Consider the following 20513-nt stretch of genomic DNA (forward strand, 5'->3'; position numbering starts at 1 on the left):
GTCGATTCCCCCTCTTCTCAATCACCCTGTCATTGATTTAGTTCTCCTCTGTTTGATCCAAATAGCGTTGAATGGCTTTTTTCGTTACCTCATACACACCTCGCCCTATCAACTTCCCTATCGGTGTAATCGGCCCTGCGAACGGTTCCAGCTCACCTTGTTGACTCGAGGAGATCAGAATACTGTCCGTCGGTGTCCCCGTTGCCAGCTGACCAGTTCTTCTGTCCCTCACATTCATGTCGTGAAGGGCCCTCACTTTTGCTTCTGTTGAGGTTACAAGGGCTTCTATATATGCTTCATCTGACAGATTCCCATTTATGAACACCCACGTATTAATCGTACCTGGCCTTAAGTCAATATCATATTGATAACTTGTTGAGACATCAATCGCATTTCCGACACCGGCTGTCACCACAACGAATACGGAATGCCCTTGAACTTCGAAGCGATCGCAAACCATATTATTTAAAGGAAGAGCCGTCATCATACCTACAGAAAATGAGGGATCCAGGTCTTTATGAACAAGAAATTCTTTCATATCCTCTTGATAATCTGAGCAGTCATAATCTGCAGGGACTCTACGATTGATAAAGTGCCTGTACCATCCGATTCCTGCACCAATGATCCCTGAGGACATACATTTTAATGGGTAAGGGGCAGAGAAATGTATGTATTCTTCCCTCACGTTCAGGAAGCTTTCATCTAACACAAAGTCCTCGGTCGCACTCTCCTCAGGAACAATGACCATTTGAGGTTTTGCCACTAAAGGATGAGCTTGTTTCTGAACCTTTGTACGATACACCTCTTCGATATGCTTCTCTTTCAGAACCTCTTCCGGGTGATGAAGAAGTTTGGTTTTTCCTTTGTCTAAGAGAAGTAAGCGATCACAGTATAAACTTGCTAAATTCAAGTCATGGAAGATCGCGATTACTGTTAATTTTTCGTGTACCGTTTGATTCTTAATTAAATCCAACAATGATTTCTGATACGAAAGATCAAGGTGATTAGTAGGTTCATCAAGCAACAGGACTTGTGGTTCCTGAGCGAGAGCCTGGGCAAGAAATACCCTCTGGCGTTCTCCCCCGGACAACTCATGAAGGTAGCGGTGCTGAAAGGACGTAATGCCCGTTTGATCCATTACCTTTTCTACGATATCAACATCTCGTTCAGTCGTTCCTTTTAAAAAACCTTTTTGGTGAGCATATCTCCCAAGCATAACCGTCTCCCTCACTTCATACGAAAAGGATTCCGTCGATATTTGAGGAAGTACCGCTATCTGTTTGGCTAAATCCCTTGAAGTAAAATGATGCAGTTCTTTTCCTTTTAATCTGATGTTTCCATCCATTAATGGAAGCAGACCCGTCATGGCTTTTAACAAGGTCGTCTTTCCACTTCCGTTCGGTCCAAGAATCCCAAAGAATTCTCCTTTATCTATATGAAAATTCATATCTTCCACAATTATTTTCTCGTTATATCCTACTGTGACACCTTTTAGATCTATCATGATGAAAGCCCTCTTTTCTTCAGTAGAATATAAGCAAACATCGGGGCACCGATAAGAGCTGTTATCACTCCAATCGGAAGCTCGGTTGGTGCAATGATGGTTCTTGAGATGAGATCGGCCAACACGAGGAAGCCTCCGCCTACAACGATGGACAAAGGAAGTAAGTGTCTATGGTCATGCCCTACCATCCTTCTTAGAAAATGAGGGATGACAAGCCCCACAAATCCAATTGTACCTGAAACTGCGACAGCCGCCCCCGTCAGTATACTTCCTGCTATTAAGATGAGGAGTTTCCTCTTTTGTACGGATATCCCGATATGATGGGCTTGTTCTTCACCAAAGCTCATGCCATTCAGTTCCTTGCCATTGAGAAACAAAACGATCACTCCCATGAAGAAAAAGGGCAATATAATCGTAATGTAATCCCACCCTCTCATGGATACACTTCCAAGAAGCCAGCCGATGATCTGTCTTAATTCCTCTCCCGTCAGGGCAATCATTAAGGATATAAGGGAACCTAAAAAAGAGCTGAAAATGATTCCTGTTAATATGATGGTTTCTACCTTCATGGTTCTTTCAACCTTCTGTGCAAACCATAATACGAGGAACACGGTTATAATCGAACATAGAATACTGAGAAAGGGAAGCGTAAACTTCCCAATGAACGGAATGCTCCAATTAAAGAACAATGTAATAACCGCACCGACCGATGCTCCTGAAGACACACCCAATGTGTATGGATCAGCGAGCGGGTTGCGCAATAGTCCTTGAAAGGAAGCTCCTGCAATTGCTAAGGAACTTCCAACCAATAATGCCAATAATACTCTGGGCAATCTTATGGCATACACTATATTTGCAAACATTGGATCAATCTCTTCCGGTAAAGGGTATCCAAACCATTTAGCTCCAACGATGAACAGAATATCCTTTGGCGGGACAGAGACGGTTCCAATCGAAATACCGGCAAAAATTGCGAATAGTAAAAACGATACAGCCAACCCGTATGTTATCCATATTTTATTCTGCAAATAACTCCGGATAGATCGACTTTGCAATTTCCTCTACTCCTTCGACTAATCTCGGACCAGTACGTGTGACCAGATCTGAATGGACGTCATGGACATCTTCATTTTTCACAGCGGTTACATCTTTCCAACCTTCTCGGCCCATCACTTGTTCTTTAGGATTTTCACTATAAAAACCATAGGTTGTAATGATGACGTCAGGATTTGAAGCGATGACCGCTTCTTGATTTACTTGGACCCATCCCTTCTGGTCACTCATCACATTTTCGGCATTTACCAGTGAAAGCATTTGATCAATAAAAGTATTTTTTCCTGTCGAATATATGTCAGGGGAAGGTGAAACCTCTACATATACTTTTTTCTTTTCAGATACACCACTGACTTTTTCCTTAATGGATTCAAGATCCGCTTTCATCTCAGAAATGACGGACTCAGCTTCATCTTTCTTGCCGACCAATGTGCCGATGTTTTCCATCGTGGTGTACACTTCCTCAAAGCTATTGGCATCACGTACGATATAGACCTTTACCCCTGCCCCTCGAAGCTGTTCTAATCCTTCTTCTGCCGACACAGCAGTGGATTCATGGGCAAGAACCAAATCCGGATTCAGACTGATAATCTTCTCAACGTTAAATTCCATTCCACCTATTTTTTCTTTCTCCGATGCTTCTTTTGGATAATTATCAAAATCTGAAACCCCTACGATTTCCTTATTCAACCCTAACTCGAATAAGATTTCTGTGTTGCTCGGAATCAATGAAACAATATGTTTAGGTTGCTCATCCAGCGTGACTTTATTATTCAGGGCGTCGTTTACTGACAAAGGAAAAGCAGATTGTCCCTGGCTGACTTCACCGCTATCTTTATTCTTTTCTACATTTTCATTGTCAGTACCGCAAGCTGAAAGGAGTCCTAGAGATACTATTAGAGCAAGAATGAGTTTGAATGTGTGTTTCATACGTTTTCCTCCTGTGAATGAACTTATTTCCAGACAAAAAAACATCTCCAGTGGGACTAGAGATGTTGTGTAAGATGCATAGAAGGCTTTAAACCGTTAAACATGCACATTACACCCTTCTATCCGCGTAGATTTGGTGCGAAAGACATTAGGCAGGTCTCCTGGCTCATGGTCATTGTTTGCTGCACCTTCCCATACCTATTGGTACAGTGGTATTCATACAGCTCACTTCCATTTACAGTGGCGGGACCGCGTTGGAATAACACCAACTTCCCTATTATGAAGCTAAAAAGTTTGCTACCGAAACTTCCGCTTCACCTAATCTCATATCGTATGTAATTATTCCGTTCAACAGAATTATACACAAGATTCTATGGATAGTGAATGAAATTTGATAAACTTTGCTGAAAATAGCAGGAATACTTCTTTCCGAAACTTTTCCCGGTGCAACCTTTCGAGCTAATAGATTGTCCCCTCCATTCTTTCGTGATAAAATCTTTTTCAAGCAATCGCTTTACTGCTTTAGAGGAGCACATATGGTACAGGAGGTTCAGCAATGAAAGAAAAAAAAGAAATCGCTACCTTTGCAGGTGGATGTTTTTGGTGCATGGTAAAGCCATTTGATGAATTACCGGGAATAATTGATGTCGTGTCAGGTTACTCAGGGGGCCACCTTGAAAACCCAACATATCAAGATATAAAAGCAGGAAATAGTGGACATTACGAAGCTGTTCAAATCACATTTAATCCTGATGTATTCCCTTATGAAAGATTATTAGAGCTATACTGGCCACAGATTGATCCAACAGATGATGGCGGACAATTCCATGACCGCGGGGATCAGTACCGGACAGCTATTTTCTACCATAATGATCACCAAAAACAATTAGCTGAAAACACAAAGAACGAAATAGCAGACAGTGGACGATTCAAGAAGCCTATCGTCACAAACATCCTTCCTGCTTCCACTTTCTATCCGGCAGAAGAATACCATCAAAAATTTTACAAGAAAAATCCAGATGAATATAAACAAGACCGGTCAAAATCAGGTCGCGATGAATTTATAGATAATCATTGGAAGAACTAAATAGCGGGATGAAAAAAACTCCTTTCGCCAAACTAATGGCAGGAAGGAGTTTTTGTATGAAGAAAAATGAGAAAAATACAGAAGACAAAGAGCAGGTTATCGGGTTTGAAGGCCCAGGGAAAGTCGTCAATTTCTTTGACCCCTATCCTGATGAAGATGAAAAGAATGTAAATAACTCGGATACGGTAGATAATCATTCTTCAGAAAAACAGTAAGAATATAAAAGGTGAAGATTATTTAAATGTAACCTTCACCTTTTCATATTAACCCCTCTTTTAATGGTGGTACGTTCGTCAACACAAACAGGTTTTCTTTTCCTTCAGGAGCCTGTGAAGGTATCACCTTTACCGAAAATGGTTAAAATGTCGATAATAATCAAAAGATTTGAGGGTGAAAAAATGTATATTTGGTTAGGATCTGTTATTCTTACCGTTTTCCTTTTTACTAGAATCCCGACAGTCAAAAAGTCCATTCATGTAAGGAATAGTTTTCTCGTAAAAAAATGCTCCATCATCATTCCTGCCAGAAATGAAGAACAGACGATTGGAAATCTATTATCAAGTATTCAGAAGCAATTTATTCAGCCGTTTGAAGTGATCGTTGTAAATGATGGATCGAAGGATCGGACGAAGGCTATAGCCGAAGAATTTGGAGCAACAGTCGTCGATACTCCCCCTCTTCCAAATGGATGGAACGGAAAATCTTGGGCTTGTTGGAATGGGGCGGAAGCTTCAAAGGGGGAATTCTTACTGTTTGTTGACTCAGATACATGGTTCGAGCAAGCAGGACTTCTGAGAATATGCGAGACTTATCAACGACAGCAATGTCAGGGAGTTCTGAGCATTCATCCCTATCATAAGATGAATAGTGGATATGAAACATTATCCATGATGTTTCATTTAATCGTATTCGCCGCAACAAGTGTCACTCATCTCCTTTCAGGGTTGGTCAAACCTTCGGGTGGGTTTGGCCAGTGCTTCCTGTGTTCAAGAGATGTATATCGGCGAATCGGTGGGCACGAAGCAATCAAAGGAAATATGGTGGAGCATTTTGCTTTAAGTCAACGTGCTAAAAAGTGTGGAGAATTAGTAGAGGCAGTCAGCGGAAGCAATGCCATATCCATGAGAATGTATGGGAACGGGTTGAGCGGGTTATTCCACGGATGGTCTAAGAGTTTCGCTTCCGGGGCAAAATCGACAAACATCATTCTTTTGGTACTATCTTCATTGTGGATTACCTCTCTCACTTCTTTTGTCATACATTCGCCGGTAATGGTGTGGACAGACCCCTATATTTATTTGATTCAGTACTTGTTTTTAAGTGTTTACTTGTATTTCATCCTTAGTAGGATAGGGAATTTCACCATTTTTGAAACGCTCCTATTTCCAGGCCATATTCTATTTTTCGTGATGACCTTTTCCCACTCGGTGTTTACAACATTTTTTACGAAAGACACAAAGTGGAAGGATCGATACGTTTATATAGAGAGAGGTAAGGATGAAAAGATGAAATGATCATCCATTCGAAGCATTTTACAAATAGTGAATAAATTTTTAAAAATTAGACCATTTTAATGATAAGAACCGAGGAAGTCCTCCACTTCAATAGCCATACATCACCTGATTTGCTCGGTTCCCTCTTCTAGTTCCCTCCTTCTTTCATTTTACCACTATGTTATCCATTATGGCAGTGACAGGATATTCCTCTGTATTGATCGGATGTGCTTTCATCGCATTAATCGGCACACTCCTGCCTATTAAATCCGTAAGTATACAGAAAGGCCAGCAAAATGTGAAACAAATAGGATCATAATATAAAAGAGTGCTGACAGTTATGGTCAGCACTCTTTCTTATGTTCAAGAAATTCAGGGAGGGGCCACACTCTTGGCGAGCCTCCTGTTATTGTTTTTACTTTTTTAAGTAAGTCCATCCTTCTTCTTGATAAACCCGGTCTTCCTTCATGAGTTTTCCAAGAGCCCGTTTAAAGGAAGCTTTGCTCATATTAAAGCGATCTTTGATTTCATCCGGCTGGCTCTTATCCCAAAAAGGAATAGCTCCATTTCTTTCTGCAAGATACTCAAGAATGACCTCCGCATCGTCCAGCATTTTGTCCTGCTTTAACGGTAAGAACGAAACATTTAAGTTCCCGTCATCCTTAACGTCGATGACTCTCCCTTCAACCAGCTCTCCCAGTCTTGGCTCCGCTTTGCGTTCATTCTCGTGAACGAAGCATCGATATCCTTGTTCGGATAAGAAGAAGGTTCCGACTCTCAGTAGTCGATACACTCGTCCTTGCACTTTTGCGTTCATCATTTCTGAAGATGCTCTTCTAGACACCTGTTCAATGATATTTTCAGTGGCTAATCTTCCGTATAAGCGGTCCTGCTTGTCACGATTCAGTGTTAAAAACAACTGATCACCCGGGTTTGGCCAGAGTTCCAGGAATTTTGGAAGGTCATCTGCTGAGACTAAAATATCCTTAGGTAGGCCAATGTTAACGAAAACGCCCAAATCTTCCCGTTTATCCACCACCTCAGCCCATCCGTAAGCACCGACTTGTACTTTAGGGATACGCATTGTGGCCGTAAGGCGAACATCCTTATCGTGATAAAGAAACACCTTCACAGTATCTCCTTCTTGAATTTCTTCTGTTATCTCGGAATGGTGCAATAGCACACGATCTATTTCATTCGTTAGAAAGAAACCATAAGGTACTTCATGATCAACGAATAAATCCACTACCGTACCTGGTTTTAAAGAAGACATTATTCTAGTTCCTCCTATTTCAATTACTTATTAACTTAAGTTCTCTCTACTCAAGTTTTGTATTCACTAAATATAGCTTTTTTCAGTGATTATGTATAGTACATGAGGCGATTTTTATAATAAACCATCAATTTAGAAAATAATGAATTCACGAACATTTAGTCGTTCCATTGACCTGATGAAAGTGACTTGATATGATGCTTCTAATTCAATTATAACAAATTCTCATACACCTTGTATAAGTTCAAGAATAAGGCTTGAACGTTTCTACCAGCTACCTTAAATGGCTTGTCTACAAGATAAAATAACACGATTATTTTTATCCTGTGGATATGACTCTGGTTAACTTTTGACCAGAGTCTTTTTATTTTCTACTTGGAGGGTTATTTATGAAAACATTCTTTCAATTTGCTGAAAGAGGAACAACTTATAGAAAAGAAACGTTAGCAGGTATAACGACCTTCCTTTCAATGGCCTATATTCTTATCGTCAATCCAATCATCCTCAGTCAGGCGGGAATGGATAAAGGCGCATTATTTACAGCTACTGCCCTGTCGGCGATTGTAGGGTCCCTTTTAATTGGGGTACTTGCAAACTTTCCAATAGGTATTGCACCCAGCATGGGACTTAACTCTTTCTTTACCTTTTCTGTATGTATCGGAATGGGCGTTCCATGGGAAATTGCACTGACCGGAGTATTTGTGGCAGGCATAATCTTTATGATCTTAAGTGTCATGAAAATTCGCGAGAAAATCATCAATGTCATTCCACAGGATTTAAAATATGCGATTGCAGGTGGAATCGGATTCTTCGTAGCCTTTATAGGATTTAAAAATGCAGGACTTGTAGTTGCCAATCCAGAAACCTTTGTCTCGATCGGAAATCTTTCTTCTTCTAATACACTTCTTGCAGTCTTCGGATTCGTTATTACATTGATGATGTTAGTTAGAGGCATTCGTGGAGGAATATTTTACGGAATGGTCGCAACCACTGTCCTCGGTATGATTACAGGGAAAATCGAGGTTCCTCACTCCATTATTGGTAAGGTCCCTAGCTTAGATCCTACATTTGGAGTTGTTTTTACTCATTTAGGTGACATTTTCACCCTTGAAGTTTTGGCGGTGATCTTCACATTCCTTTTTGTAGCATTCTTTGACACTGCAGGGGCATTGATTGCTGTTGCCAGTCAAGCGGGGATAATGAAAGATAATAAGATTCCGAATACAGGTAGAGCTCTTTTAGCTGATTCTGCTTCAGGAGTGGCTGGAGCGATCTTCGGGACTTCAACGACAGCCTCCTTTGTAGAATCCTCTGCAGGAGTAGCCGTTGGAGGCAGAACGGGATTCACTTCAATAGTGATTGCTTTTTGTTTCTCTATCGCTCTCTTCTTTTCTCCAATATTATCTGTTATTACTCCTGAGGTGACAGCACCAGCATTGATCATTGTAGGTGCTTTAATGGCCACCGAAGTAAGGCATATTAACTGGAGTCGCTTGGAAATCGTCATTCCTACATTTGTAACCATCATTATGATGCCCTTAACGTTCAGTGTTGCAACCGGGATTGCCTTAGGGTTTGTCCTTTATCCACTAGCGATGATTTCGTTGAAAAAATGGAAAGACGTTCATCCGATCATGTATATCCTTTGCGCGTTATTCATTGTTTACTTTGCTTTTTCTTAAAACAGAGAGAGTGATTGCTGGATGCAATCACTCTCTTTTCGTTCTATGGATGTTTATGAAGACTTCGAACAGTTTCGTCGGTAGGCAGCAGGAAGGTCATCATCCCTAGTAGTGGGAGAAAGCTGCAAAGGATCATGACGAAACGAATGGTGTATAGATCTGCGAGTCCCCCGAAGATGACTGCACCTACTGCCCCCATTCCAAAGGCAAGTCCAACGGTTAATCCCGACACCATTCCAATTTTTTGTGGCAAAAGCTCTTGAGCATACACAACGATTACACTAAAGCTTGAAGACAAAATAAACCCGATGCAAAAGATAAATGGATAGACAATACTTAAAGATAAGTAAGGTAAAGTAAGGGTTAACGGGGCAGCACCCAACATTGAAAAGAATATGATATTCCTTTTTCCAAAGCGGTCTGAAAGCGGCCCTCCCAAGAAGGTTCCCAGTACTCCCGCAAACATAAATACAAAAATGTATGCCTGCGCTTCTTTAATGGAAAGACCGTAATCGTCAATTAAATAAAACTGATAGTAATTGGATAATCCGGCTCCATACCACGAACGGGCAAACACTAAAAACACCACTAATACCATTGCCCATTTAATTCTGGGATGAATCGGTTTTTTCTTCACGTTTGTCTTGCTATGTCGGTTCACCTTTTCATTAAAACGTAATTGCTCCGAATACCAATTGGATACATGAAATAAAACAATGACCCCCAGGATTGCTACAATGGAAAACCATAATGCCCCTTTTTGACCGAATGGAACAAAAATAAACGCCGTAATCAATGGGGCCAGTGACTGCCCGGTATTCCCACCTACCTGATATATCGATTGAGCCAGGCCCCTGCGGTTTCCGGCTGCCATATATGCTACCCTGGAACCTTCGGGATGAAAGATGGCAGAGCCGAATCCGATGAATAACACAGATAAGATTATCCATAAAAAATGACCCGATAATGCAAAGCCCACCAAACCAATTAAGCTTGACAGCATTCCTAGTGGAAGTAAGTAAGGTTTTGAACGTATATCCGCATAATAACCGAATACTGGCTGCAACAATGAAGATGTCATATTGAGGGCAAATGCGATCCAGCCAATTTGGGTATAACTCAGCTGCAAGGACTTCTCAATGATCGGAAACATGGCCGGAACAACTGCCTGTAACGTATCATTTATAAAATGACCAGAGCTAATGGCTAATAGAATACCGTATATAGTAGGATTCTGCAGGGGTTTCACAGCTGCTTGGGCCAAATATTGTCACTCCTCCCTTTTATTTCGTTACTCTAAATAGTATACTGAATTCTCTATCCATTTCCTACAGACAAATAAAAAAAGTCGAAGCAATGTTCGACTTTTCACGATTCTGATTACCCTCTGTTCGGAAAAACGCGTTTCAGCATCTCTGCCATTTCTTCTCCGAGACCCTCAATCGGCTTTCCGTTCTCTGCTTTGTTAGTATAATCCCTCATACGATCAGTGAAATCAGGATTTGTTGAAATATAAACATTATTTATATTTCCGTTTTGACTTTTCACTTGATCCGAGATCTTTTTCTCCAAATCCTTCGAAACTTTCCCATTCATTTTATCTTCAAGTACCGCCGCTACATACGCATTTTGATCTGTTGTCAAAACATATGCGCTTTTTACTTCATTAAGACTGGCCACTTTATTTGCCTCTTTTTTGGCCAGTGAATAATTCTCTCTCCTTGTTCCGTCATTGACATACTCACGATTATTCACATAATCACGATTAGCCTGATTGTTTTTGTAGTTTACTTTTTCCAAATTACGGTTATTCATTTCTTGTCCTTCTTCATTCATGTCATTCCCCATACCGCAGCCTGTTGCAATGCTCGTGAACATCAATCCCAAAAGGGCTATCAATAGATATTTTTTCAAATTTACTACCTCCTAAATATTATTCATCCTTACTATCCCCACAGCACTTTAAAACTATTCAAGGACTGATTTAGCGTTTAATTCCACTCCCATTTAGGGAAAACTCATTATGTAGAATGTTTACGGAGGTGGAGAAATGTTCCAGGCTGCTTTATGGGGAGGGATCGTCAGTTTATCCCTCCTAATCGGTGCTGTTATGGGGATTTATTTGCACATATCAAAACGAATAGTCGCTTATATCATGGCATTGGGAACGGGGTTGATCATAGGTTCTGCCACCTTTGATTTACTAAGTGAGGCAGAAGGGAAAGCGAACCTGCTCCATCTCACATCTATGTTCTTACTAGGGGCCCTCTTATTCACTCTCTTCGAAATCTTCATTTCAAAGAAAGGTGGAAGTGAAAGAAAGAGATCAAAGAAGAATCCCCATGGTCATTCAGGATTAGCTATTTATGTAGGAACGATAATGGATGCAATACCCGAATCCATCATTATTGGAGTCAGCTTTATAGGAGACCAACCTATACAATGGGTGTTTATCATCGCCATTTTCATCAGTAACTTACCTGAATCATTATCAAGCAGTATCGGTTTCAAGCTTGATCAATATAGTACAAGTAAAATTCTTACCCTCTGGGGAAGCGTAGTGGTTCTCTCATCCCTTAGCTCCTTGCTCGGGTATGTACTCTTACAGGATGCCTCGGAGAGCATATCTTACATAATCGGAGCGTTCGGGGCAGGCGGATTATTAGCCATGGTATCCTCTACGATGCTGCCAGAGGCGTTTGAAGAAGGAGGTCCCATTGTCGGATTTCTGTCTTCATTAGGTATCATACTTTCTTATATACTGACAAACTTGTCGTAACCCATTTCCTTTTAATCCCTTTGGTATCATAAAAACGTCCTTAAGCGCTTGCTTAAGGACGTTTATTTTGTTTATTCGTCATGATCTATGGTTAAACCTTCAACAAATCGTTTTCCCATCAGCTTATCTTTTTTCCGGTTTTCTTTACTGTTAAAGATAATATCAAAATCATAACCTTCGGGGTATAGCTCTCTCGCCGAAACATAAAGATCCAGACGTTTATGATTAATTATTCTTCTTTCACTCTTAATTTGCACGGTGTAATCACCTCTATCATCTGGTCCTTCATATACAATCCCGAATTCTCCACTCGTTGAAATTTTAACATTATCACCTTTATTAAATAATGGACCTCCACTCTCCCCCTTTGAGGAAGATTTACTATGGTTCCTTTTTTTATATTTGTTTACGATAACCTGCCTTTCCAACTCCTTCTTCACATGATAATCGATTTCTCCCAGGTCCAGGTCATAGCATTTCTTTTCCTTATACGTAATTTCATGGGCTTTTTCAATGATTTCAGGGTGCATTCCCAGCTTTAATGCAATGGCAAATGCTTGGCTCTCGCCTCCCTTACCCACTATGAGCTTATACGTAGGTTGTAATGTATCAATATTGAATTCCATACTCCCATTCACGAAGCCTTCATGCTCTTCTGCGAAATGCTTTATTTCACTGTAATGGGTAGTTGCGAGTATCGTGGCTCCTTTTTCATATAATTGATCCAGGATAGCTGTTGCCAGCCCCATTCCTTCTAACGGATCCGTACCGGAACCAAGCTCATCTAACAGAACCAAGGTTCGATCATTTGTATCCTTTAATATATCGATAATATTTTTAATATGGGAGCTGAATGTGCTTAAATTTTGCTGAAGGCTTTGACCATCCCCAATATCTAAAAGAATATCTTGATAAATACTGACTTCACTACCCTTTTCTGCCGGAATATGAAGACCGCATTGGGTCATGAGGGTGAGAAGGCCCACCGTTTTAATGGTGACTGTCTTACCTCCAGTATTCGGCCCGGTTATGACTAACGCATGAAAATCCTCACCCATCTGAATGGATAATGGCACTGCCTCTTTTCCAAGCAGGGGATGAACCGCATTTGTTAAATGTATTTGATGATTTTCATTTACTAGGGCGCTCACACCATCAATGGAGCGGCTATATTTGGCCTTTGCAAATAGGACGTCGTAATGCACCATCGTTTCAATCGCCAGCTTTAATTGTGGTTCGTACGTTTGAACCAGCCCTGTTAGCATCCAGAGGATGTTCTCAACTTCACGGTCTTCCTCAAGCTTATAGTATAAAAGCTGATCTTGCTGAATGCTTAATTCCTCAGGCTCAATATAGAGAGTCGATCCTGAAGCAGATGAATCCATAACGGACCCTTTCATTTTTCCTTTATATTCTTTCTTGATGGGGAGAACATACCTGCCATTTCTCTGACTAACAATCGATTCTTGTAGGAATGATTTATATTTAGCTGACTTTACAATCGCTTGAATTTTATCCTTTAACCGATCCTCTTGAATCCCCATTTGTTTTCTGATCCTTAACAACTCTTTACTGGCGTGATCGTCCACTCTCCCATTACGGATGCATCGATTGATTTCTTCCCCAATTTCAGGGATCTCTTCAATCGAATAAACATATGAAGATACCCTTGGAGCCACCCACTGTTTATCCTCCATGAATTTTTTGATTTTTTTACACGCATCCAGAAAATAATAGAGGCTTGTAAATTGATCTGGCTTCAATGGCACCCCTTTATTCAGGTTTGCTACAATGTTTTCCACGCCATCCAAAGCATGAATCGGTATACTCGCACTTTTCTCCAGGATTCTTACGGCTTCCGCTACTTCACCTAAACGCATTTCAATTTGGCGTTTGTTGATTGATGGCATTATTTTCATCAATTCCTTTTTCCCTTCTTCTGTAAGGGCATACCGTGACAGTTCTTCCTTGACTTTGTTAAATTCTAAAGTTTGAAACGTCTTTTCGTTCAATGTTTTCTCCTCCATATAAATAAAATAGACCACAACGAACAATGTCCATTGTGGTCTTACTCACTCGTATACTGACTTGCCAATAATAATCGCATGTGTCTACGTAAAACGTGAATCGTTCATAACCGAACGCTAGAAACGACTACACAGATTTCCCGATTCATGTACACAAAAAGAGCTGTGCACAAAGACACAGCTCTCCTATTAAAGGGTTGAGTATGCTATGACCATTGTTCTTAACTACACTTTGTAGGCAAGGCTAAATAAGCTTATTCCATAACCTGTTTTTAAGGCTATTGCCTGCAAAATGTCCGTATTCATTTCACGGTTAGTTAAGAACGACACCTAACATAGAACATACTCCCTTTGTATACAATAATTTAATTCATGAATAGTTTACGATGTATGGAATTCATTGTCAATAGGCTACTGTATAGACCTTTTATATTGGAACCTTTTCCATTGAAAACGGATAAAACAACCGACACAGAATCCCCCAAGCGCGACGGTCGCTGCGAGGAATACCATTCCTGAGAAAAGGTAGAATCCTGTACTCCACCCAGCCAGAGCACTCATAATCGCTGCTCCTAAGCAAATCACGGCAATCATGTTGTTAAATCGCTGCTGATCAGCGTCTTCAGGAGGATACGATGAAAGCTCTTTCTTTAAGAAACTCCTCCCTGCCTTTATGACGGGATTGAACTTAAATATCATAGCTGATAACCCCACCATTAATGGAAGCATTATGAAGAATTCTATTTGAAACACCCATGAAATGGCTACTGTAGAAACGATGAACCACTGATTTAATTGAACTAAAGGTTTCGGTATTGAATTGAGTGAAGGTGAACCCATTTTTAATCCCTACCTTTCTGATTGGAATTTATGTAATTATAGTGTAGTGGATTCATCAGAAAAAATCAAAAGAAAAAACCGAAAGCACCCGCCCATTTTTTGGCTGCTTTCGGTTCTCATCATTTATAGGTTCCTTAGTATTTCTGCATGACGCTGTTCATCATATGCAGCCCTCATAAATCTACGTTTGGCTCTTGGCTCGGTAAGCCTGTTGGAAATAGACAAATAAAAGGATACCGTTTCACTTTCATCTTTAATGCTTTCTCTTATCCCTTGCCGGTAATTTGAAGGCAGGTCTCTAGGATTGACTAAATTAATGGGTGGGTATCGACCTGTTAGTTGCAAGTACGATTGTGTAAATCCATTAAAGTGACGGATCTCGTCCTGCCTTATTCCCAAGATTGCCAGCTTGGCTGTATCATTCGGTGCAAGCTCTGCCAGTTGTGTATAGTAAGATATAGCTAAAAATTCATCATTAATGGCTTTTTGTATATCTCTTCTCAGTTGTCGATCGATTTGACGGTCATCCTGATTTTCAAAATAATATGGATATTGATCGTACATCAAACATCTCCTCCTAAAGCATAGCCTTTTACAGACTATGCCAGAAGCCCATCCATAGTGATGCTCTGCATCATCTCATTAGCTCTTATCGATGCCGTAACTCTCCAGGAGCCATCTTCACTATAAGCTGAAGAATTTCTCACTGTTCCGGCTAACACTCTATCTTTTTAGCATACTCGCGTGTTATAATCTTTTAGATTGAGTATTAGGAGGTATATCACACATGATTCAAGTATCAGATGTAAGCTTACGTTTTGGTGATAGGAAGCTATTCGAAGACGTGAATATAAAGTTTAATCCAGGGAATTGCTACGGACTTATCGGAGCAAACGGTGCTGGTAAATCAACATTTCTAAAGATCCTTTCAGGAGAAATCGAAGCTCAGACCGGCCACGTATCAATGGGTTCAGGAGAGCGACTTGCTGTATTAAAGCAGGACCACTTCGAATATGAAGAATATGAAGTGCTGAAAGTTGTCATTATGGGGCATACCCGTTTATATGAAGTCATGCAGGAAAAAGATGCCATCTACATGAAAGAAGATTTCTCTGATGAAGACGGCATGAGAGCTGCAGAATTAGAAGGTGAATTCGCCGAGCTTAACGGTTGGGAAGCTGAATCAGAATCTGCGATCCTGTTAAAAGGCTTAGGAATCAACGAAGAGCTTCACACGAAACAAATGTCCGAACTAACAGGTGGAGAAAAAGTAAAAGTATTATTGGCACAGGCACTATTCGGCAAGCCGGATGTTCTTTTACTGGATGAGCCTACCAACCACTTGGACATTCAAGCGATTCAGTGGTTAGAAGACTTTTTAATTAACTTTGAGAACACAGTCATCGTCGTATCACATGACCGTCACTTCTTAAACAAAGTATGTACACATATTGCTGACCTTGACTTTGGAAAGCTCCAAGTTTATGTCGGGAACTATGATTTCTGGTATGAGTCCAGTCAATTAGCACTTAAAATGGCTCAAGATCAGAATAAGAAGAAGGAAGAAAAAATCAAAGAGCTTCAGGCATTCGTTGCCCGATTTAGTGCAAATGCATCTAAATCGAAACAAGCCACTTCTCGTAAAAAATCGTTGGAAAAAATCTCATTGGACGATATCAAGCCAAGCTCACGTCGTTATCCTTATGTACAATTCAAGCCTGAGCGTGAAATCGGAAACGATGTTCTACGTGTAGAAGGTCTTACAAAAACGATCGATGGAGTAAAGGTCTTAAACAACGTTAACTTTATCCTGAATAAAGAAGACAAAATCGCACTTGTCGGAGCCAACGAAATTGCTAAAACGACTCTTTTCAAAATCCTTGCAGGTGAGATGGAGCCGGACAGCGGCACATTCAAGTGGGGAGTGACGACAACTCAAGCTTACTTTCCGAATGAAAACTCCAAGTACTTTGAAGGAAATGAACCTTCGCTTGTAGACTGGTTACGTCAATACTCACCGGAAGATGAAAGTGAAACTTTCCTTCGCGGATTCCTGGGTCGCATGCTTTTCTCAGGGGAAGAAGTAATGAAGAAGCCAAGTGTTCTTTCAGGGGGAGAAAAAGTTCGCTGTATGTTATCCAAGATGATGTTAAGTGGATCAAATGTTCTGTTATTAGATGAACCAACAAACCATTTAGATTTGGAATCTATCACTGCATTGAATAATGGATTGATTAACTTTAAAGGTGCGATGATCTTCGCCTCCCATGACCATCAGTTCATTCAAACCATTGCGAATCGCATTATTGAAATCACCGAAGATGGTGTCATCGATAAAGAAATGACTTATGATGAATTTCTTGAGATGAAAGCTTCCATGAAAGCTTAATGTGAACCAGAAAAAGCAGGTAGCCTGATGCTACCTGCTTTTTTTCATTCATATTGACCATGTTTAACCAAGTATCCTTTAATCTGAAAATAGCTTATTTTTTTCGGTAATTCCTCTTTAATGGGCTTTAAGAGGTCCGTCCCTACTTTCTGGACTGCGTCTTCAATAAGTGTTTCTTCTTCTTCTGTAAAGAGGATGGTCCAGTCATTCGTGATGCGTTCCTGATAGGCTCGGATAATGTGATTTTCAATCGTTGCTGTACTCATTCCCCGTTCTTTCGCAATTTTTTTTATATCCAAGTTATCTTTGAACAACTCATAGCTGATTAAATAGGAAGCCGTGTCAGATTTACCTGTCTTACGTGGTGGTGCAGGTTTGACCACTTCGACTTCATGCTCTGGATTTTCATCTAAAAAGGAGGAGATTTCCTTGATGAAAACTTCTCCATACCGAATCATCTTGTTTTCCCCCACCCCGCTCACTTGGAGGAATTCATCAGGTGTTTTCGGCACCTTCACACACATATCCTGTAAGGATTTATCGGAGAAAATAACGAATGGCGGGACTCCTTCAGAATCTGCAATCGATTTACGGAGTGTTCGCAAGGTCTGGAACAAGCCATCTTCTTTAGGAATGATGGCCGAAACAGTAGGCTGCACCTTTCTCGTTATACTTCTTTCCCCCATTAACACCTCTTTGCCTTTTGCTGAAACTTTCAGGATAGGAAAGCTCCCCCCCTCGACTTGTATGACCCCCTCTGAAATCAAATAATCAATGAACAGTCCGACATCCTTCTGTGATTGTTCCTTCATTAATCCATATGTGGAAAGCCGATCGAACCCCCATTCCAGGATTTTTTTGTTCTTTGACCCCGTTAGTACACCGCTGATGAGTGAGGTTCCAAATCTTTCATTCATTCGCATCATACAGGATAATACCATTTGAGCCTCTCTCGTTACATCCTCGGATTCCCTATCATCCAAGCAATTGCTGCAATGACCGCATGCTTCCTCTACTTGTTCCCCAAAATACGCTAAAATGTAGTTCTGCAGACATGCTTCTGTATGGACAAAATCAACCATTTCGCGTAATTTCTGCATCTCATTATCATGTAATTCCTGATTTACGATATTTAGGTCAATGATATACCGCTGTGTCTGGATATCCTGAGGTGAAAATAATAAGACACATTCGCTGTCCACTCCATCACGACCTGCCCTACCAGCCTCTTGATAGTATCCCTCCATATTCTTCGGAATTTGGTAATGAATCACAAAGCGTACATTTGATTTATTAATCCCCATCCCAAATGCATTGGTCGCAATCATGATGGTAATGGAATCATTCAGGAAGGCTTCCTGCTGTTCCTGCCTTACCGTGTCATGCAGCCCGCCATGATATTTCCCGACGGAAAATCCCTTTTTATCAAGATAAATATAAAGGTTTTCAACTTCCTTCCGTGTTGCACAGTAAATGATGCCGGAATCCTGATGATTCTTTTGTACATACCTTTCAACCCAACGCTTACGATCTTCACCTTTTACAACCTGGAAGAACAAATTCGTCCGTTGAAAACCAGTTAATACTTTATATTGATCTGGAATATGTAAATGATGAAGGATATCAGCTTGTACCTGTGGAGTTGCAGTCGCGGTCAGGGCGAGAATGGTGGGATTTGATTGTAGTTGATTAACAGCGTTATAAATCCCTAAATAGCTTGGTCTGAAGTCATGACCCCATTGGGATAAACAATGGGCTTCGTCAACAGCTACCAGGGGAATGGGTAAAGAATTGAGGAATCGGATGAATCCAAATGATTCCAATCTTTCAGGAGCAATATAAACGAGTTTGTATTCACCTGAAGAAATCTCTTCCATCCTGGTCTCTACTTCACTATTCGATAGCGTACTATTAATGTAGGTTGCTGGAATCCCTTGATGAAGTAACGAATCCACCTGATCTTTCATTAAAGATATGAGTGGAGAAATAACAAGTGTAACTCCATCAAGCATTAGAGCAGGAATTTGGTAACAGAGCGATTTCCCTCCTCCTGTCGGCATGATCCCTACTGTGTTTTTTCCATCCATTATGTATTCAATAATACTTGCTTGTCCATCTCTGAATTCGTCGTATCCAAAGTACTGCTTTAATACTTGTTTTGCTTCTACAATCACATTTTCCCCTCCCAATAGATCTTACTATTCCTTTATTGTATTCCAGAACGGGGAACGTGCCAATAGGGTTTCCCATTTTTTAAACAAAAGGCTGTACATTCGTATTCTTATACGCAATGTACAGCCTTATCATTAGATTAAAACCACTTGACTATTTTTTCTTCTTTATTTACTTCAACAGGCTTCGACAGCTTCCAAAAGCTATCCCATACAGTATCTTTACTCTCAGTTGAAGAGCTTTTAACTTCTTTCTCTTTCTTGTTAGACATGGTGCTACCTCCTTTAATACATAAATACATTACATCCTATTCAAATATAAAAAAAGAGTTTAATAATTTTTTCAAAAACACCTAATTTTATGATGCTCATTTTGCCTCGACAAGAAAAAAGAACCAATCAGATAAGATTGGTTCTCTACGATCCACTAGGATGATTTAATTGTAGGATGTGGATTGTCTACAACTTGTAATACCTTTGTAGATGTCACCATATCTTCTTTACAAAGCGGACACTTAGGAGTATCTTCACTTTTGAAGTTATCTCTCATCCAGCCTTTACAATCTTCGGCGGAACAAGCCCAAATCTTTGTATCCTCTGTTTTAATTTCTTCCTCAACTTGATTTCTACGACCAAAAGCCATTGAACGTCCTCCTTTAAGGTAAGTAGGATTTCCTTGCTATGCTTTCTAACAGGAAAATAATGATTGTGGTAATTTATGCTGCAGATAGTATGTGGTCATTTATGTGTAGCCAGTGTAATCGTATAATTTCTGCGATTGTTTCCATTATACCATACTTGACTCCAATTTAATATATGAACTCCTCAGTAAAGGTAACAAACGCACCATTATGTAATGAAGGAAGAAAAAAGATCCTTCATCATTTTTTCTTTCTGTTTCTGGAAGAAGGGGCCTTTACTCCACCTGATAATTCCTGGTTGGTCGTACCTTGTCCTTCCACTTGAGAAGAACCCAACACAGCTTTTGATGCATCTTTTTTCTTCTTGCTCATCTGCTTCACCTCCACTCCTACCTTGCCCAAATCCATTCCAGAATATGTATGAATCAACCACCTTTCTCTTTAATGAAGACTCTTTTCATAAACATTGATGCTATTTGCAAAGAGAGCAGAGGTCGAATTTCCTTATAGATGGTGAGGGGAACTGCGCAGACTCCTGCGGAAGTACGGTCGTGCCGAGACCCCGTTCGGCTAAGCTGAGGAGGCTCGGCCGAACGCTAGCTGCAAGCGGAGCAGTTCCCCTCACCATCCAGCACACACTGATT

General features: G+C 40.5%; 19 protein-coding genes and 2 riboswitches. Of the genes, 6 read left to right on the top strand and 13 right to left on the bottom strand.

What is annotated here, in order from left to right:
- Window positions 1-37: 37 nt before the first annotated feature.
- From DET59_RS02305 to DET59_RS02315, 3 genes are read right to left on the bottom strand one after another with little or no spacing between them, the layout of a single operon-like run.
- Window positions 38-1504 (bottom strand): adenosylcobinamide amidohydrolase, encoded by a 1467-nt coding sequence (locus DET59_RS02305; RefSeq protein WP_113967965.1) that lies wholly within the window; start codon window positions 1502-1504, stop codon window positions 38-40.
- Window positions 1501-2559 (bottom strand): FecCD family ABC transporter permease, encoded by a 1059-nt coding sequence (locus DET59_RS02310; RefSeq protein WP_113967966.1) that lies wholly within the window; start codon window positions 2557-2559, stop codon window positions 1501-1503. The genes DET59_RS02305 and DET59_RS02310 overlap by 4 nt, the downstream gene beginning before the upstream one ends.
- Window positions 2522-3487 (bottom strand): ABC transporter substrate-binding protein, encoded by a 966-nt coding sequence (locus DET59_RS02315; protein ID WP_113967967.1) that lies wholly within the window; start codon window positions 3485-3487, stop codon window positions 2522-2524. The genes DET59_RS02310 and DET59_RS02315 overlap by 38 nt, the downstream gene beginning before the upstream one ends.
- A 134-nt stretch (window positions 3488-3621) precedes the next feature.
- Window positions 3622-3820, bottom strand: a riboswitch (cobalamin riboswitch).
- Window positions 3821-4043: 223 nt separating this feature from the next.
- On the opposite strand from DET59_RS02315, the gene msrA reads away from it, so the two are divergent.
- The 3 genes from msrA to DET59_RS02325 all read left to right on the top strand — a co-directional run bounded on the left by msrA (window position 4044) and on the right by DET59_RS02325 (window position 6088).
- On the top strand, window positions 4044-4574 hold the full coding sequence (msrA, locus tag DET59_RS02320; RefSeq protein ID WP_113967968.1) for a peptide-methionine (S)-S-oxide reductase MsrA: 531 nt from the start codon (window positions 4044-4046) through the stop codon (window positions 4572-4574).
- 56 nt (window positions 4575-4630) lie between these two features.
- Window positions 4631-4789: a hypothetical protein gene (locus DET59_RS21500; RefSeq protein WP_181778031.1), complete on the top strand. Its 159-nt coding sequence runs from the start codon at window positions 4631-4633 to the stop codon at window positions 4787-4789.
- 183 nt (window positions 4790-4972) lie between these two features.
- A complete protein-coding gene (locus DET59_RS02325) occupies window positions 4973-6088 on the top strand; it encodes a glycosyltransferase family 2 protein (protein WP_181778032.1) in 1116 nt (371 codons plus the stop codon).
- A 394-nt stretch (window positions 6089-6482) separates the two neighbouring features.
- On the opposite strand, the gene DET59_RS02330 is transcribed toward DET59_RS02325, so the two are convergent.
- The gene (locus DET59_RS02330) at window positions 6483-7340 is read right to left on the bottom strand and encodes a CvfB family protein (protein ID WP_113967970.1); all 858 of its coding nucleotides are present in this window, start codon (window positions 7338-7340) and stop codon (window positions 6483-6485) included.
- Window positions 7341-7554: 214 nt separating this feature from the next.
- A riboswitch (purine riboswitch) is annotated at window positions 7555-7655 on the top strand.
- Window positions 7656-7729: 74 nt separating this feature from the next.
- On the opposite strand from DET59_RS02330, the gene DET59_RS02335 reads away from it, so the two are divergent.
- Window positions 7730-9022, top strand: a complete 1293-nt coding sequence (locus tag DET59_RS02335) for an NCS2 family permease (protein WP_113967971.1) — start codon at window positions 7730-7732, stop codon at window positions 9020-9022.
- 43 nt (window positions 9023-9065) lie between these two features.
- On the opposite strand, the gene DET59_RS02340 is transcribed toward DET59_RS02335, so the two are convergent.
- Window positions 9066-10286 carry an MFS transporter gene (locus DET59_RS02340; protein ID WP_113967972.1) on the bottom strand — a complete coding sequence of 407 codons (1221 nt, stop codon included), beginning with the start codon at window positions 10284-10286 and terminating at the stop codon, window positions 9066-9068.
- Window positions 10287-10402: 116 nt separating this feature from the next.
- A complete protein-coding gene (locus DET59_RS02345; protein WP_258549540.1) occupies window positions 10403-10936 on the bottom strand; it encodes a YhcN/YlaJ family sporulation lipoprotein in 534 nt (177 codons plus the stop codon).
- A 136-nt stretch (window positions 10937-11072) separates the two neighbouring features.
- Here DET59_RS02345 and DET59_RS02350 point away from each other — a divergent pair, with 136 nt between their 5' ends.
- Window positions 11073-11801: a ZIP family metal transporter gene (locus DET59_RS02350; RefSeq protein ID WP_113967973.1), complete on the top strand. Its 729-nt coding sequence runs from the start codon at window positions 11073-11075 to the stop codon at window positions 11799-11801.
- Between the two features lie 71 nt (window positions 11802-11872).
- Here the strand turns inward: DET59_RS02350 and DET59_RS02355 are convergent, their stop codons facing one another.
- The 3 genes from DET59_RS02355 to DET59_RS02365 form a co-directional block, all read right to left on the bottom strand.
- A complete protein-coding gene (locus DET59_RS02355; RefSeq protein ID WP_113967974.1) occupies window positions 11873-13813 on the bottom strand; it encodes an endonuclease MutS2 in 1941 nt (646 codons plus the stop codon).
- 426 nt (window positions 13814-14239) lie between these two features.
- On the bottom strand, window positions 14240-14668 hold the full coding sequence (locus tag DET59_RS02360) for a DUF4395 domain-containing protein (RefSeq protein ID WP_113967975.1): 429 nt from the start codon (window positions 14666-14668) through the stop codon (window positions 14240-14242).
- A gap of 123 nt (window positions 14669-14791) precedes the next feature.
- Window positions 14792-15232, bottom strand: a complete 441-nt coding sequence (locus tag DET59_RS02365; protein WP_113967976.1) for a ferritin-like domain-containing protein — start codon at window positions 15230-15232, stop codon at window positions 14792-14794.
- Between the two features lie 223 nt (window positions 15233-15455).
- Between DET59_RS02365 and DET59_RS02370 the strand changes: the two genes are divergently transcribed.
- Window positions 15456-17057, top strand: coding sequence for an ABC-F family ATP-binding cassette domain-containing protein (locus DET59_RS02370; protein ID WP_113967977.1), 1602 nt, complete (start codon window positions 15456-15458; stop codon window positions 17055-17057).
- A gap of 44 nt (window positions 17058-17101) precedes the next feature.
- Here DET59_RS02370 and recQ read toward each other — a convergent pair whose 3' ends face one another.
- The 4 genes from recQ to DET59_RS02385 all read right to left on the bottom strand — a co-directional run bounded on the left by recQ (window position 17102) and on the right by DET59_RS02385 (window position 20241).
- Complete coding sequence (recQ, locus tag DET59_RS02375) at window positions 17102-19231, bottom strand: DNA helicase RecQ (RefSeq protein WP_113967978.1); 2130 nt, start codon at window positions 19229-19231, stop codon at window positions 17102-17104.
- Between the two features lie 137 nt (window positions 19232-19368).
- Complete coding sequence (locus DET59_RS21950; RefSeq protein ID WP_258549541.1) at window positions 19369-19500, bottom strand: hypothetical protein; 132 nt, start codon at window positions 19498-19500, stop codon at window positions 19369-19371.
- Window positions 19501-19655: 155 nt separating this feature from the next.
- Window positions 19656-19871: a cold-shock protein gene (locus DET59_RS02380; RefSeq protein WP_113967979.1), complete on the bottom strand. Its 216-nt coding sequence runs from the start codon at window positions 19869-19871 to the stop codon at window positions 19656-19658.
- A 238-nt stretch (window positions 19872-20109) separates the two neighbouring features.
- A complete protein-coding gene (locus DET59_RS02385) occupies window positions 20110-20241 on the bottom strand; it encodes a YuzL family protein (RefSeq protein ID WP_113968047.1) in 132 nt (43 codons plus the stop codon).
- Window positions 20242-20513: the final 272 nt, after the last annotated feature.

It is taken from the genome of Rossellomorea aquimaris (assembly GCF_003315075.1).
In the GTDB taxonomy this organism is placed as follows: domain Bacteria; phylum Bacillota; class Bacilli; order Bacillales; family Bacillaceae_B; genus Rossellomorea; species Rossellomorea aquimaris_C.

What these genes read in the sequence shown, in the direction of transcription:
- DET59_RS02350 (WP_113967973.1), top strand. Translation starts at nt 11,073, where the DNA reads ATGTTCCAGGCTGCTTTATGGGGAGGGATCGTCAGTTTATCCCTCCTA.
- DET59_RS02305 (WP_113967965.1), bottom strand. Translation starts at nt 1,504, where the DNA reads ATGATAGATCTAAAAGGTGTCACAGTAGGATATAACGAGAAAATAATT.
- DET59_RS21500 (WP_181778031.1), top strand. Translation starts at nt 4,631, where the DNA reads ATGAAGAAAAATGAGAAAAATACAGAAGACAAAGAGCAGGTTATCGGG.
- DET59_RS02330 (WP_113967970.1), bottom strand. Translation starts at nt 7,340, where the DNA reads ATGTCTTCTTTAAAACCAGGTACGGTAGTGGATTTATTCGTTGATCAT.
- DET59_RS21950 (WP_258549541.1), bottom strand. Translation starts at nt 19,500, where the DNA reads ATGTCTAACAAGAAAGAGAAAGAAGTTAAAAGCTCTTCAACTGAGAGT.
- msrA (WP_113967968.1), top strand. Translation starts at nt 4,044, where the DNA reads ATGAAAGAAAAAAAAGAAATCGCTACCTTTGCAGGTGGATGTTTTTGG.
- DET59_RS02315 (WP_113967967.1), bottom strand. Translation starts at nt 3,487, where the DNA reads ATGAAACACACATTCAAACTCATTCTTGCTCTAATAGTATCTCTAGGA.
- DET59_RS02325 (WP_181778032.1), top strand. Translation starts at nt 4,973, where the DNA reads ATGTATATTTGGTTAGGATCTGTTATTCTTACCGTTTTCCTTTTTACT.
- DET59_RS02335 (WP_113967971.1), top strand. Translation starts at nt 7,730, where the DNA reads ATGAAAACATTCTTTCAATTTGCTGAAAGAGGAACAACTTATAGAAAA.
- DET59_RS02385 (WP_113968047.1), bottom strand. Translation starts at nt 20,241, where the DNA reads ATGAGCAAGAAGAAAAAAGATGCATCAAAAGCTGTGTTGGGTTCTTCT.
- DET59_RS02360 (WP_113967975.1), bottom strand. Translation starts at nt 14,668, where the DNA reads ATGGGTTCACCTTCACTCAATTCAATACCGAAACCTTTAGTTCAATTA.
- DET59_RS02380 (WP_113967979.1), bottom strand. Translation starts at nt 19,871, where the DNA reads ATGGCTTTTGGTCGTAGAAATCAAGTTGAGGAAGAAATTAAAACAGAG.
- DET59_RS02365 (WP_113967976.1), bottom strand. Translation starts at nt 15,232, where the DNA reads ATGTACGATCAATATCCATATTATTTTGAAAATCAGGATGACCGTCAA.
- DET59_RS02370 (WP_113967977.1), top strand. Translation starts at nt 15,456, where the DNA reads ATGATTCAAGTATCAGATGTAAGCTTACGTTTTGGTGATAGGAAGCTA.